Source organism: Schumannella sp. GW821-FHT10F01, from assembly GCF_058809295.1.
The window spans coordinates 19,034-32,304 of sequence record NZ_JBXASM010000020.1; the positions used below are offsets into that span (position 1 = coordinate 19,034).

Here is a 13,271-nt window from a genome sequence, read left to right on the forward strand (position 1 = left end):
AGGAACCAGGAACTCGTGACCGAGATCTTCTACGACAAGGACGCCGACCTCAGCCTGATCCAGGGCCGCAAGGTCGCCGTGATCGGCTACGGCTCGCAGGGCCACGCGCACGCGCTCAACCTCCGCGACTCCGGCGTCGAGGTCAAGATCGGCCTCAAGGCCGGCTCCAAGTCGATCGCGAAGGCCGAGGAGGCCGGCTTCGAGGTGCTCAGCGCCGCCGAGGCCGCGAAGTGGGGCGACCTGGTCGTCATCCTCGCGCCCGACCAGCACCAGCGCGGCCTGTTCGCCGCCGACATCAAGGACAACCTGTCCGAGGGCGACGCGATCCTCTTCGGCCACGGCTTCAACATCCGCTTCGGCTACATCGAGGCGCCCGAGGGCGTCGACGTGATCATGGTCGCGCCGAAGGGCCCGGGGCACACCGTGCGCCGCGAGTACGAGGCCGGCCGCGGCGTGCCGGTCATCGCGGCGGTCGAGAAGGACGCCTCGGGCTCGGCCTGGGACCTCGCCTGGTCGTACGCCAAGGCGATCGGCGGCCTCCGCGCCGGCGGCATCAAGACCACGTTCACCGAGGAGACCGAGACGGACCTCTTCGGAGAGCAGGCCGTGCTCTGCGGCGGCACGTCGCAGCTCGTGCAGTACGGCTTCGAGGTGCTCACCGAGGCCGGCTACCAGCCGCAGATCGCCTACTTCGAGGTGCTCCACGAGCTCAAGCTCATCGTCGACCTCATGTGGGAGGGCGGCATCGCCAAGCAGCGCTGGTCGGTCTCCGACACGGCCGAGTACGGCGACTACGTCTCCGGCCCGCGCGTGATCTCGCCGGACGTCAAGGAGAACATGAAGGCCGTGCTCGCAGACATCCAGTCGGGTGCCTTCGCGAAGCGCTTCATCGACGACCAGGACGCGGGCGCCCCCGAGTTCCTCGCCCTCCGCGAGAAGGGCGCCGCGCACCCGATCGAGGCCACCGGCAAGGAGCTCCGCGCCCTCTTCGCCTGGAAGCAGCAGGACGCCGACTACACGGAGGGCTCGGCCGCGCGCTGATCCCCCGCTCGACGACGCCCGTCCTCCGTCTCGGAGGGCGGGCGTCGTCGCGTCCGGCGACGCGACTGGACCGGTCGGCCCACCCCCGTTCTGGGGGCGCGGGGTGCGCCGTCGCCCCGATGTGCCGGGGTCGAGCCGGACGTTAGAGTTCCTCGACCTCCGCCGGTGTGCGCCGGAGGCAGGAAGCCCGACGATGCCCGCTCGCTCCCCCCGACGCCTGATCGCCCTGGTCGGCACGCTCCTCGCCGCGCTCGTGCTGTCGATGCTCGGCGCGCTGCCGGCGTCGGCGGTCGGCACCTCGACCGTCTCCGGGCAGCTGCTGCGCCCCGACGGCACGCCGCTCGAGCTCTTCACCGTGCACCTGACCGACGCCGCGAACCAGCCGCAGGGCACCGACCCGACCCTGGGCTCCTACCACCCGGGCGGTCGCTTCTCGATCACCGGCGTCCCCGTCGGCTCCTACCGGCTGGAGGCGGCGAACGGCGAGGCGGGACTGAACGTGCGGCCGTTCTACCGAGGTGCGGATTCCATCGACCAGGAGGTGCCGTTCGCGGTCGGCAACGGCGAGACGGTCGACCTCGGTGCGATGTCGCTGTCGCCCGGCGCGGCGATCTCGGGGCGGATCACCACGTCCTCGGGGGCGGCCCCCGCGATGGGCTCGGCGGTGGCGTTCACCTCCGCCGGCGTCTCGTCCGGGTCGGCAACCGCCGCCCCCGACGGGACCTACTCGATCGTCGGTCTGGCTCCGGGCACCTACCGGGTGCGGGTCAGCGGAGGCGGCGGGGCCGAGCGCGCTATGTACTGGCGCGGCGCGACGACGTACGCCGCCGCGACGCCGATCACGCTCGCGCGGGCCCAGGTCGTCACCGGAGTCGATCAGGCTCTCGGCACCGCGCCCTCGATCTCCGGCATCGTCACGGCGGTGGGCGGCGGCGCTGCGGGCGGCGTCTGGGTGAACGCGATCGACCCGAACGGCGGCGTCGTCGCGAGCGCCACGACGGACGGAGCGGGCCGGTACCGCGTCCAGCTGGTGGATCCCGGCACCTACCGACTGCGTTTCACCGACTCGAAGACCGGCCCGCTGCCCACCCGGCTGGCAGCGACGATGTGGGGAGGGCAGGCCGCCGTCCGCGACGGCGCCTCGCTGACGGTCGTCGACGGAGAGCAGCGGACGGGCATCGACATCGCGCTGCCGATCGGCGGCACGATCTCGGGCACCATCACCGCCCCGTCGAACCTGGGCAACGGCGCACTGATCGCGTGCCAGGCCCAGATCCGCTCGGTCGGCGATCAGTCCTGGACGGTCGTCGATCAGGCGGATGCGGATGGGCCGGTCGGATCCACCCAGTCGGCGCACTACCTGCTCTCCGGTCTGCCCGCGGGCGACGTCATCGTGATGTGCTCGCAGAACGTCAACGACGGACGGCCCGCGGTCGTCGCGCCGTCCTACTGGCGCTCGTCGACGGCGCCCACCTCGACCCAGGACTTCGTCTCCGCGGCGCGCATCACGGTCGGCGCCCAGGCGACGATCACCGGCAAGGACCTCGTGATGGAGGCGCCGCGTCCGACGACGCCGCCCGGGTCTGGGCCGCCGATCGGCAGCTTCGACTCCCTCGTGGTGAGCGGTCCCGGCCTTCTGCTGGCGACCGGGTGGGCGATCGATCCGTACCTCGTCGGCGCCGCCCAGGTGAACTTCAACGTCGACGGCCAGTACTACCGGGCGGTCCGAGCCTCGGTCGCCAGAGCGGACGTCGGCGCGGCCTATCCCGTCTACGGCGCGGACCACGGCTTCTCGTTCACGATCAGCCTCCCCACGGGCGGCGGCACGCATTCGGTCTGCGTCGGGGTCGAATCCAGCTCGTCGTCGCCCGGCCGAGGGCTCGGATGCAAGTCGGTCGCGGTGCCGTCGACGGCGCCGTTCGGGAGCTTCGACTCCGTCAGCGCCGATCCGTCCGGGACGATCAGCGCCCGCGGCTGGGCCATCGACCGGAGCGACCCCGACGCCCTCGTATCGATCGCATCGACGATCGACGGCGTTCCCGGCCCGACCGTGTCGGCGTCCGGGTCGCGGCCGGACGTCGGCGCTGCATTCGGCCTCGGCTCGAATCACGGCTTCGTCCTCACGGCGACGCCGTCCGTGCGGGGTCGGCACACGCTATGCCTCACTGCGATGGACAGCGATCGGGCGGAGAACGTGTCGCTCGGCTGCCAGGCGGTCGTCGTGCCCACGGGCGACCCCTTCGGCTGGTATGACGGGCTGACGCTCGACGGGCCGGGTGCCGTGACCGCGACCGGCTGGGCGATCGACCCCGACACCGTCGCGCCGATCTCCATGCACGCCTACGTCGACGGCCGTCTCGCACAGATGATCATCGCGGACGGTCCGATCCCGGGACTCGCGACGGTGCACCCCGGGTACGGCACTGCGCACGGCGCGCGCTTCTCGCTGACCGGCCTGTCCGGCGGCGCGCACTCCGTGTGCCTGTACGCCATCAACACCGGCGGCGGCGCGGTCAACCCGCTCATCGGCTGCCGGTCGATCGTCGTGCCGGGCGGCGACCCCGCCGGCTGGTACGACTCGCTGACGCTCGCCGGGCCCGGCAAGGTCACGGTCGCGGGCTGGGCGCTCGACCCGGACACCGCCGACCCGATCGCGATGCACGTCTACGTGGACGGCCGGATGCACTCGGCCGTGACCGCGGACGGCCCGATCCCGGGTCTCGCGTCCTACTGGCCCGGCTACGGCACCGGGCACGGCATGTCGACCACGATCACCGGCCTGTCGGGCGGGGTGCACTCGGTCTGCATCTACGGCATCAACGTCGGCGCGGGCAGCGTGAACACGCTGATCGGATGCCGGAGCGTCGCCGTGCCCGGCGGCGATCCGACCGGCTGGTACGACTCGCTGACGCTCGCCGGACCGGGCAAGGTGACGGTCGCCGGCTGGGCGCTCGACCCGGACACGGCCGACCCGATCACGATGCACGTCTACGTCGACGGTCGGATGTCGACGGCGGTGACGGCGGACGGCGCCATCCCGGGGCTCGCGTCCTACTGGCCGGGTTGGGGCACCGGCCACGGCATGTCCGCCACGATCTCGGGCCTGTCCGGCGGGGTGCACTCGGTCTGCATCTACGGCATCAACGTCGGCGCGGGCAGCGTGAACACGCTGATCGGATGCCGGAGCATCGCGGTGCCGTCGGGGAACCCCGTCGGCTGGTTCGACTCGCTGACCGTGCCCGGACCGGGGCAGCTGCGCGCCGCCGGCTGGACGCTGGATCCCGACACGGTCGACCCGATCGCGATGCACGTCTTCGTCGACGGCCGGTACTCCGGCGCGGTCACCGGCACGGAGTCGATCCCGGGTCTCGCCGCCGTCTGGCCCGGCTACGGCACCGGGCACGGCTCGTCCGTGATCCTCAACGGCATCGCCGGCGGCCCGCATACGGTCTGCCTGTACGGCATCAACACCGGCGCCGGCAGCGTGAACACGCTGATCGGATGCCGGACGGCGACCGTGCCGACCGGCAACCCGGTGGGCTGGTTCGACTCGCTCGCGTCGCTGGCGCCGGGCTCGCTGACGGCGTCGGGCTGGGCGCTCGACCCCGACACGGCGGACCCGATCGCGGTGCACGTCTACGTCGACGGCCGGTTCTCGCAGTCGGTCACCGGCACGTCGCCGATCCTCGGTCTCGCGACCGCGTGGCCCGGGTACGGCATCGGGCACGGCTCGTCGGCGACCGTCACCGGGCTCGCCCCGGGGGTGCACTCGGTGTGCCTGTACGGCATCAACGTCGGGCCGGGCACGGTCAACACGCTGATCGGATGCGCCTCCGCCGCCGTGCGCTGAGGCGTCGAGGTGCTCCGGGAGCCCAGAGGGCCGGCGCCGAGGTCGGGCCGTTAGGATCGGCGCCATGGCCATCGCGGTGCACTTCGGGGCGGGCAACATCGGACGCGGGTTCGTCGCCCAGTTCCTCCACGAGAGCGGCTACGAGGTGGTGTTCGCCGACGTCAGCGAGGAGCTGATCGGCGCGCTGCAGCAGCAGCCGAGCTATCGGGTCCACGAGATCGGCGAGGGCGCCCGCGATCACGTGGTCGACGGCTACCGCGCGATCAACAGCCGCACCCACGAGGCCGACGTGATCGCCGAGATCGCCGCGGCCGACGTCGTCACCACTGCGGTCGGCGCCCGCATCCTCGCGTTCGTCGCCCCGGTGCTCGCGAAGGCGCTCGAGCAGCGCGCCGCGGATGCCGCCCCGCTCGTCGTGATCGCCTGCGAGAACGCGATCGGCGGCACCGACATCCTGCGCGGCGAGGTCGAGAAGCACACGACGGCCGCGAACGCGGTGTTCGCGAACTGCGCCATCGACCGGATCGTGCCCGAGCAGCACGGCGGCCTCGACGTCACGATCGAGGCGTTCCACGAGTGGGTGGTCGACCGCACGCCGTTCGCCGGCGCGACCCCGCCCATCCACGGCGTCACGTGGGTCGACGACCTCACCCCGTTCATCGAGCGCAAGCTCTTCACCGTCAACACCGCGCACGCCGCGGCGGCGTACCACGGGCTCGACCGCGGCTGGACCGCGATCCGCGAGGCCCTCGCGACGCCGGAGCTGCAGGCCGAGGTTCGGGCCGTGCTCGCCGAGACGAAGACCCTCATCGTCGAGAAGCACGGCTTCAGCGACGAGGAGCAGCAGGCCTACATCGAGAAGACGCTGAAGCGCATCTCGAACCCCGACCTGCCCGACAGCTGCGAGCGCGTCGGTCGAGGACCGCTGCGCAAGCTGTCGCGGCACGAGCGCTTCATCGCCCCGGCCGCCGAGCTCGTCGAGCGCGGCCACACCGCGTGGGATCTGCTCAACGCCGTCGGGGCCGCCCTGCGCTTCGACGTCGAGGCGGATGCCGAGAGCGTCGAGCTGCAGGCGCTCCTGTCGGCCGGCACGCCCGCCCCGGCGCTCGTCGAGACGATCACCGGCATCGAGCCGGGGCATCCGCTGTTCGACTCGCTCGTCGAGGTCTTCCAGCTGCGGCTGGACCGCTGAGCGTGACGGACCGCCCCGACCGCGACGACACGGACGCGCTCGACGACGACGCGCTGAGCTGGGAGGGCGACGAGCAGCTCGGCCGCGCGACCTCGCTCACCGGCGCCGGCTCCGCCAGGGCCGTGCCGCGTCCGGAGCGCGACCTCCGCGAGGAGCGCGCCGGGGCCGTCCGCGCTCCCGTTCCGACCGGACGGCTCGCGCCGGCGCCGGGCCGCGACGTGCCCCTGCTGCTCGCGACCGTGCTGTTCGGGCTCGCGTACGCCGCCTACGAGGTGGCGTGGATCATCGTCATCCAGCGCGTCGGCGGGCAGCTCGCGGCGAACTCGGGCGGCGGGTTCGCGAGCGTGCTCGCGAACGTCACGAACTTCCTCGCCCTGCTCGCGGCCGCGCTGTGGTTCGTCATCACCGTGCACCTGACGCGCGGCGGCCGACGGATCCACCGGATCGGCTTCCTGGCGCTCGGCCTCGGCATCCTGCTGCCCTGGCCCTATCTCTCGGGGCTGGTCGCGTGAGCGGCGTGGAGCGGGACGAGCCCGTGGACGAGGTCGTCGATGCGACCGAGCCGGAGCGGGACGAGCCGTACCGGTTCGGCGCCGGCGATCTCGCGGTCGTGATCGTGCTCGGGTTCGTCTTCGCCTACGGCGTCTACGCGGCGGTCGGCAACCTGCTGGCGTTCCCGTCCGCGGCGATGGCGCTGAAGGCATCGGTGCCGTGGGCCACGCTCATCGCGGGCGTGCTCGTGCCGGTGCTGCTCTTCGCGGGCGGCGTGTGGCTGGGCCGGGGCCGCGCGACGTTCGACCGGGCGCTCATCCTGCTCGCGGCGCTGGCGGCGAGCTCCGCCGTGGGGCTGACGCTCGTCTTCATCGGCCTGGACGCCATCCGCCTCTTCTGACGGGGCGCCCGGCTCAGAAGAACGCGGCGAACAGCACGAGCGCGATGAGCACGACCTGCGCGGCGAGGCGCGGCCAGAACGGCACCGCCGTGCGGCCGAAGCGCTCCGGCTGCCGCGCCGCGACGGCGTTCGCAGGGAACACCGCGACGAGGAACACGGCCAGGGCTATGCCCGCGACCATCCGCACCGGGTCGGGCAGCAGCAGTCCGATCGCGCCCGCGATCTCGCAGACGCCGGTGATCACGACGAGCGCGCCGGGGGAGGGCCAGCCCGGCCGCCGGAGCCCGTTCGGGATCATCGCGCGCATCCCGCGGGCCACGCCGGGCACGAAGTGCAGCACGCCCATGACGAGGAACACGGCCGCGAGCAGGACGCGCAGCACGGCCGCGATGATCGCCAGGGTCATGCGTCCCATCGTGACACGGCGTCCGGAGGCTCCTCCGTACGCCGCTAGGCTGGACATCCCGCCCGCCTCGAGAAAGCGCCTGCGAACGTGGCAAAGCCGATCGTCCTGATCGCCGAAGAACTGTCTCCCGCCACCGTCGAGGCCCTCGGCCCCGACTTCGACATCCGCTCCGTGGACGGCACCGACCGTCCGGCGCTGCTGGCGTCGCTCGCGGACGCGGAGGCCGTGCTCATCCGCTCCGCCACGCGGATCGACGCGGAGGCCGTCGCGGCCGCGCCGCGGCTCAAGGTCGTGGCGCGCGCGGGCGTCGGGCTCGACAACGTCGACATCAAGGTCGCGACCGAGGCCGGCGTCATGGTCGTCAACGCGCCGACCTCGAACATCATCAGTGCCGCCGAACTCACGATCGGCCACATCCTCAGCCTCGCCCGGCACATCCCGGCCGCCCACGCCAGCCTCGCGGCGGGGGAATGGAAGCGGTCGAAGTTCACGGGCACCGAGCTCTACGAGAAGACCGTCGGCATCATCGGCCTCGGCCGCATCGGCGCGCTCATCACCGCGCGCCTGCAGGCCTTCGGCGTCTCGGTCGTCGCGTACGACCCCTACGTCACCGCCGCGCGCGCCCAGCAGCTCGGCGTGCAGCTGCTCGAGCTCGACGAGCTGCTCGAGCGCAGCGACTTCATCACCATCCACATGCCGAAGACCCCGGAGACCACCGGGATGATCAGCACGGCGCAGCTCGCGCGCATGAAGCCGACGGCGTACGTCGTCAACGTGGCCCGCGGCGGCCTCATCGACGAGGCCGCGCTCGCCGAGGCGCTGCGCGCCGGCACGATCGCGGGCGCCGGCATCGACGTCTTCACGAGCGAGCCGCCGACGGACGACGCCCTCACCTCCGCCCCGAACATCGTCGTCACGCCCCACCTCGGCGCCTCGACGGACGAGGCCCAGGAGAAGGCCGGCATCTCGGTGGCGCGCTCGGTGCGACTCGCCCTCGGCGGCGAGCTCGTGCCCGACGCGGTCAACGTCGCGGGCGGCGTCATCGACCCGTACGTGCGCCCCGGCATCCCGCTCGTCGAGAAGCTCGGCCAGGTGCTCACCGGCCTCGCGTCGGCGCCGCTCGCGGCCGTCGAGGTCGAGGTGCGCGGCGAGCTCGTCGAGTACGACGTCAGCGTGCTCAAGCTCGCGGCGCTGAAGGGCATCTTCTCGGGCGTCGTCAGCGAGCAGGTCAGCTACGTCAACGCGCCGCTGCTCGCCGAGCAGCGCGGCGTCGACGTGCGCCTGCTCACCGACCCGGTGAGCGAGGAGTACCGCAACGTCATCACGATCCGCGCCCGCCTGACCGAGGGCGACCCGGTCTCGGTGTCCGGCACCCTCACCGGCCCGAAGCAGGTCGAGAAGATCGTGGAGATCAACGGCTACGACGTCGAGGTGCCGATGGCTGACCACTTCATCGTGATGCAGTACACCGACCGTCCCGGCATCGTGGCGATCTACGGCCGCGAGTTCGGCGACGCGCAGATCAACATCGCGGGCATGCAGATCGCCCGGCAGCGGAAGGGCGGCCAGGCGCTCAGCGTGCTGACCGTCGACTCCGAGGTGCCCGAGGGGCTGCTCGAGACCGTGCGCGTCGCGATCGACGCGGCGCTGCTCACCGAGATCGACGTCGTCGTCGAGTAGACACCGCGCCCGCTGCGGCCGCTAGCGTGGCCGCATGACCGCGACCCCGCCGCCGTCCACGCCCGGGTACTCCGTGTACTCGGGGCCCGAGCCGCTGCCCGCGGCGATCCCGCGCAACACCGTCGGCCGCGTCGCGCTCATCATGGGCATCGTGCTCGTCGCGCTGCGTCTCGGGCAGATCCTGCTGAGCTACCTGATCCCGTCGATCATGCGCTCGACGGAGACCGGCTTCGCGACGATCGGCGCCGTCCTCGGCGTCATCGGGGTCGTCGTCACCGTGTTCGCGGCGGCGACGGCGATCGTCGGCCTGGTCGGCCTCTCCCGGGCTGGTCAGCCTCGCGGTGCCGCCGGCGCCGGCGCGGCGCTCGGGCTCGGGGCGCTCGCCGAGGGGATCTTCTCCCTGCTCGCGGGGCCGCTGCTCAGCCTGCTCGGCTGAGGGCGGGTGGAGTCAGCGCGGACCGGGGTCGACGTCCGTCGAGCGCGACCGGATCTGCTCGCCGCTCGCGGGGTCCACGCTGGTGCGCTCGACCGTGGTGCTGCCGCGGCGCTGGAACATCTGCACGAGGCCGATGATGAAGAGCACGCCGCCGGCCGCCATGAGGATGCCGCCGATCGTCTGCAGGGACACACCGGGCACCAGCCACGAGACGCCGAAGGCCAGGATGGCTCCGATCACGAACAGGACGACTCCGCCGACGATCATCTCGAGTGCTCCTCTCGCGTCGGCATCCGGAGCCGTCGCGTCCCTCGAACCGTAGGGGCGACGAGGCGACGGGCGGCCGGGTTCGAAGGCGGCTCACAGACCGCATCCAGGCCCGGCGTCGGCGCGGCGGTCGTCCGTCGAGGCCCCGCACGACCGCGGCGGGGTGGGATACCACCGGTAGGCTGACGGCGTGAGCGGCACCCTGGACCTGGCGACCATCCCCGGCGACGGCATCGGACCGGAGGTGATCGCGGAGGCCGTGCGCGTGCTCGAGGCGGCGCTCGCCGACGAGGGCGGCGTCCGCGTCACCGAGTACCCGTTCGGCGCCGGCCATTACCTCGAGACCGGTCGGATCCTCGACGATGCGGACCTCGACGCGCTGCAGGCCCACGACGCGATCCTGCTCGGTGCCGTCGGCGGCGACCCGCGCGACCCGAAGCTCGCGGGCGGCGTGATCGAGCGCGGTCTGCTGCTCAGGCTCCGCTTCGCCTTCGACCACTACGTCAACCTGCGCCCGACCGTGCTGCACCCGGGCGTCGTGAGCCCGCTCTCCGCACCGGGCGACGTCGACTTCACCGTCGTGCGCGAGGGCACCGAGGGGCCGTACGTCGGCAACGGCGGCAGCATCCGCGTCGGCACGCCGCAGGAGATCGCGAACGAGGTGAGCGTGAACACCGCGTTCGGCGTCGAGCGGGTCGTGCGCTACGCCTTCGAGCTCGCGGAGCGCCGCCGCGGCAAGCTCACCCTCGTGCACAAGACGAACGTGCTCACGAGCGCCGGATCGCTCTGGTCGCGCATCGTGCGGGAGCAGGCGTCCGATCACCCATCGGTGGACTGGGACTACCTCCACGTCGACGCCGCGACGATCTTCCTGGTGACCGATCCTGCTAGGTTCGACGTCATCGTCACCGACAACCTGTTCGGCGACATCCTCACCGATCTGGCCGGCGCCATCAGCGGCGGCATCGGGCTGGCGGCCTCGGGCAACATCAACCCCGACGGCACGTTCCCCTCGATGTTCGAGCCGGTCCACGGATCCGCGCCGGACATCGCGGGGCAGCAGAAGGCCGATCCCACGGCCGCCATCCTGTCGACCGCGCTCCTGCTCGAGTCGCGGGGGCGCGACGCGGCGGCGCAGCGCATCCGCGATGCCGTCACGGCGGACCTCGCGGACCGCGCCGGCGGCACCCGCACCACCGCGGAGGTCGGCGCGGCGATCGCGGACCGCGTGCGCGGCGGCGCGCAGGGCGCACACTAGACGGACACGACGGACCGCGACGGCGGATCCGCGAAGGAGACCGAGATGACGATCGAGCTGCCGATGGCTCGCCCCGCGCTGTTGTGGCAGCGCATCCCGACCGAGAGCCCGGCCACGCCGGAGGAGCGCGCGAGCATCCTCGAGGATCCCGGGTTCGGGCAGCACTTCACCGACCACATGGTCGACATCTGCTGGTCGGAGCGCGGCGGCTGGCACCGGCCGCGCGTGCAGGCGTACGGGCCGATCACGCTCGACCCCGCCGCGGCCGTGCTGCACTACGCGCAGGAGGTCTTCGAGGGGCTCAAGGCCTACCGTCACGCCGACGGCTCGATCTGGACGTTCCGCCCCGAGAAGAACGCCGAGCGGATGCAGCGCTCCGCGAAGCGCCTCGCGCTGCCGGAGCTGCCCACGGCGTACTTCCTCGAGTCGCTGAAGCAGCTCGTCTCGGTTGATGCCGGCTGGGTGCCGACGGCTCCGGAGACCAGCCTGTACCTCCGGCCGTTCATGTTCGCCAAGGAGGCGTTCCTCGGCGTGCGCGCGGCGAAGAAGGTCAACTACTACGTGATCGCGAGCCCGGCCGGGGCCTACTTCCCGGGCGGCATCCAGCCGCTCGAGATCTGGCTGTCGACGCACTACACGCGCGCCGGCCACGGCGGCATGGGCGCGGCGAAGACCGGCGGCAACTACGCCGCGAGCCTCGTCGCGCAGCAGGAGGCCTACGAGAACGGCTGCCAGCAGGTGCTGTTCCTCGACGCCGAGGAGGGGAAGTACCTCGAGGAGCTCGGCGGCATGAACGTGGTGCTCGTCACCTCGGACGGGAAGCTCATCACCCCCGAGTCCGACTCGATCCTCGAGGGCGTCACGCTCGACTCGCTGCTGCAGCTCGGCCGCGACCGCGGCTTCGAGGTGGAGCAGCGCCGCGTGTCGATCGACGAGTGGCGCGACGGCGTGGCCGACGGCACCATCGTGGAGGCCTTCGCCTGCGGCACCGCTGCGGTGGTCGTGCCGATCCGGGAGCTGCGGAACGCCGACCTCACGATCACGATGCCGGAGGTCGCCGACCCGGTGTCGCTCTCGCTGCGCGACGAGCTGACGGGCATCCAGTACGGCCGGGTCGACGACCGCCACGGCTGGCTGTACCGGCTCGACGCCGAGTAGGCGCGCAGCTCCGCTCGGTTCTCCGGATCCCTGAGCCTGTCGAAGGACCCCGTCGACAGGCTCGGGGATCCGTCGTCTGCGCTCGGGGATCCGTCGTCTGCGTTCAGGGATCCGCTGCGTGCGGCTGCTCCGCGCGTCGATCGTTACGTGGACGCAAGGGTCCTCCCCCGTTCGGCGACAGGTGTCGCATCATCCGTACAGGCGTCGTTCGCTTTGCGCGGGAGGCTCGTTCACCGTCCGGCTGTTCTCTGTTTCCGGCCCACCCTGTGAATCCCCGGAGAATCGACATGCCGAACGGCGCTCGTATCGTAGTGACCACCTTCGAGTCGCCCGCCAGCCCGAAGATCCTGCCCTGGCGCGAGCACTCGTCGCGCGTCGCCGGCGTGGTGCTCGGCGATGAGCACGGGCGCCCGGTCGCGCCCGCCAGCTGGGCGCCCGGCGCGCTGAGCCGCCCCGCCGTGTGGCACCTCGCGTCGTCGAACCACCGGATGCTCGCCCGCAGCGTCGGCGTCTTCGAGTCCGCGCTGCTCGCCGTCGAGGACGCCACCGCCGCGCTCGCCGACCACGCCGCGCTCGAGACCGCCCTGGTGCGCGACCGCGCCGGCTCGGCGCTCGGCTGGTTGCTCCGGTCCGAGGAGCGGCCGATCGTCTCGTGCGCCCGCTGGTACGCGACCGACCGCGACCGCCGCAAGTCGCTGGCCGCCGCCGTGGAGGCGATCGCCACCGCCGAGATCGCGCCGCTCGTGCGCCTCTCGCACCCGCACCTGGGCAACCCGGTCCGGGGGTGACCACCGAGCCCGGGCCGCGGATCGGCCCGTACCGGCTCGGCGAGCTCAGCGGCAGCGGTGCCACGGCGTCGGTGTTCGCCGCCATCGACGAGCGGACGGGCGAGCCCGTCGCGCTGAAGATCCTGCATCCCCGGCTGTCGGCCAGGGCGGCCGACCGCGACCGCTTCCTGGCCGGGGCGGCGCACCGCGTCGGGCATCCGAACCTGGTGTCGGTGCGCGACGCGGGGGAGCACGGCGAGGGCGGTGCCCGCTCCGCCTGGATCGCCCTCGACTGGGCGGACGGCGAGCCGCTCGCGCGCCGGC

General features: G+C 72.5%; 12 protein-coding genes and 1 pseudogene. 11 read left to right on the forward strand and 2 right to left on the reverse strand.

The window, feature by feature from the left end:
- The first annotated feature begins 15 nt into the window (after nucleotides 1-15).
- The 5 genes from ilvC (at nucleotide 16) to AC1RSJ_RS16025 (ending at nucleotide 6,975) form a co-directional block, all read left to right on the forward strand.
- A complete protein-coding gene (gene ilvC / locus AC1RSJ_RS16005; protein ID WP_493119450.1) occupies nucleotides 16-1,041 on the forward strand; it encodes a ketol-acid reductoisomerase in 1,026 nt (341 codons plus the stop codon).
- A gap of 193 nt (nucleotides 1,042-1,234) precedes the next feature.
- Nucleotides 1,235-4,891, forward strand: a complete 3,657-nt coding sequence (locus AC1RSJ_RS16010; RefSeq protein WP_493119451.1) for an MSCRAMM family protein — start codon at nucleotides 1,235-1,237, stop codon at nucleotides 4,889-4,891.
- 64 nt (nucleotides 4,892-4,955) lie between these two features.
- Nucleotides 4,956-6,083 (forward strand): mannitol-1-phosphate 5-dehydrogenase, encoded by a 1,128-nt coding sequence (locus tag AC1RSJ_RS16015; RefSeq protein ID WP_493119452.1) that lies wholly within the window; start codon nucleotides 4,956-4,958, stop codon nucleotides 6,081-6,083.
- A 2-nt stretch (nucleotides 6,084-6,085) separates the two neighbouring features.
- Nucleotides 6,086-6,595, forward strand: coding sequence for a hypothetical protein (locus tag AC1RSJ_RS16020; protein WP_493119453.1), 510 nt, complete (start codon nucleotides 6,086-6,088; stop codon nucleotides 6,593-6,595).
- Nucleotides 6,592-6,975, forward strand: a complete 384-nt coding sequence (locus tag AC1RSJ_RS16025; RefSeq protein ID WP_493119454.1) for a hypothetical protein — start codon at nucleotides 6,592-6,594, stop codon at nucleotides 6,973-6,975. The genes AC1RSJ_RS16020 and AC1RSJ_RS16025 overlap by 4 nt, the downstream gene beginning before the upstream one ends.
- A gap of 13 nt (nucleotides 6,976-6,988) precedes the next feature.
- Here the strand turns inward: AC1RSJ_RS16025 and AC1RSJ_RS16030 are convergent, their stop codons facing one another.
- A complete protein-coding gene (locus AC1RSJ_RS16030; protein ID WP_493119456.1) occupies nucleotides 6,989-7,381 on the reverse strand; it encodes a DoxX family protein in 393 nt (130 codons plus the stop codon).
- Between the two features lie 87 nt (nucleotides 7,382-7,468).
- Here AC1RSJ_RS16030 and serA point away from each other — a divergent pair, with 87 nt between their 5' ends.
- Together serA and AC1RSJ_RS16040 are read left to right on the forward strand one after the other, a co-directional pair.
- The gene (gene serA / locus AC1RSJ_RS16035) at nucleotides 7,469-9,061 is read left to right on the forward strand and encodes a phosphoglycerate dehydrogenase (protein ID WP_493119458.1); all 1,593 of its coding nucleotides are present in this window, start codon (nucleotides 7,469-7,471) and stop codon (nucleotides 9,059-9,061) included.
- Nucleotides 9,062-9,095: 34 nt separating this feature from the next.
- Nucleotides 9,096-9,497 carry a hypothetical protein gene (locus AC1RSJ_RS16040; protein ID WP_493119460.1) on the forward strand — a complete coding sequence of 134 codons (402 nt, stop codon included), beginning with the start codon at nucleotides 9,096-9,098 and terminating at the stop codon, nucleotides 9,495-9,497.
- A 12-nt stretch (nucleotides 9,498-9,509) separates the two neighbouring features.
- Here AC1RSJ_RS16040 and AC1RSJ_RS16045 read toward each other — a convergent pair whose 3' ends face one another.
- Complete coding sequence (locus tag AC1RSJ_RS16045; protein WP_493119461.1) at nucleotides 9,510-9,764, reverse strand: DUF6458 family protein; 255 nt, start codon at nucleotides 9,762-9,764, stop codon at nucleotides 9,510-9,512.
- Nucleotides 9,765-9,954: 190 nt separating this feature from the next.
- Here AC1RSJ_RS16045 and AC1RSJ_RS16050 point away from each other — a divergent pair, with 190 nt between their 5' ends.
- From AC1RSJ_RS16050 to AC1RSJ_RS16065, 4 genes and pseudogenes are all read left to right on the forward strand, one after another.
- Nucleotides 9,955-11,022 carry a 3-isopropylmalate dehydrogenase gene (locus AC1RSJ_RS16050; RefSeq protein WP_493119462.1) on the forward strand — a complete coding sequence of 356 codons (1,068 nt, stop codon included), beginning with the start codon at nucleotides 9,955-9,957 and terminating at the stop codon, nucleotides 11,020-11,022.
- Nucleotides 11,023-11,085: 63 nt separating this feature from the next.
- Nucleotides 11,086-12,180 (forward strand): branched-chain amino acid aminotransferase, encoded by a 1,095-nt coding sequence (locus tag AC1RSJ_RS16055; RefSeq protein WP_493119465.1) that lies wholly within the window; start codon nucleotides 11,086-11,088, stop codon nucleotides 12,178-12,180.
- 311 nt (nucleotides 12,181-12,491) lie between these two features.
- Nucleotides 12,492-12,968, forward strand: a complete 477-nt coding sequence (locus tag AC1RSJ_RS16060; RefSeq protein ID WP_493119464.1) for a hypothetical protein — start codon at nucleotides 12,492-12,494, stop codon at nucleotides 12,966-12,968.
- Nucleotides 12,965-13,271 (forward strand): annotated as a pseudogene (locus AC1RSJ_RS16065) (Stk1 family PASTA domain-containing Ser/Thr kinase); the annotation flags it as partial. The gene AC1RSJ_RS16060 and the pseudogene AC1RSJ_RS16065, both read left to right, overlap by 4 nt.

Bases quoted from the DNA above. Each gene is read 5' to 3' on its own strand.
- AC1RSJ_RS16010 (WP_493119451.1), top strand. From the start codon at position 1,235: ATGCCCGCTCGCTCCCCCCGACGCCTGATCGCCCTGGTCGGCACGCTC.
- AC1RSJ_RS16015 (WP_493119452.1), top strand. From the start codon at position 4,956: ATGGCCATCGCGGTGCACTTCGGGGCGGGCAACATCGGACGCGGGTTC.
- AC1RSJ_RS16030 (WP_493119456.1), bottom strand. From the start codon at position 7,381: ATGACCCTGGCGATCATCGCGGCCGTGCTGCGCGTCCTGCTCGCGGCC.
- AC1RSJ_RS16040 (WP_493119460.1), top strand. From the start codon at position 9,096: ATGACCGCGACCCCGCCGCCGTCCACGCCCGGGTACTCCGTGTACTCG.
- AC1RSJ_RS16045 (WP_493119461.1), bottom strand. From the start codon at position 9,764: ATGATCGTCGGCGGAGTCGTCCTGTTCGTGATCGGAGCCATCCTGGCC.
- AC1RSJ_RS16055 (WP_493119465.1), top strand. From the start codon at position 11,086: ATGGCTCGCCCCGCGCTGTTGTGGCAGCGCATCCCGACCGAGAGCCCG.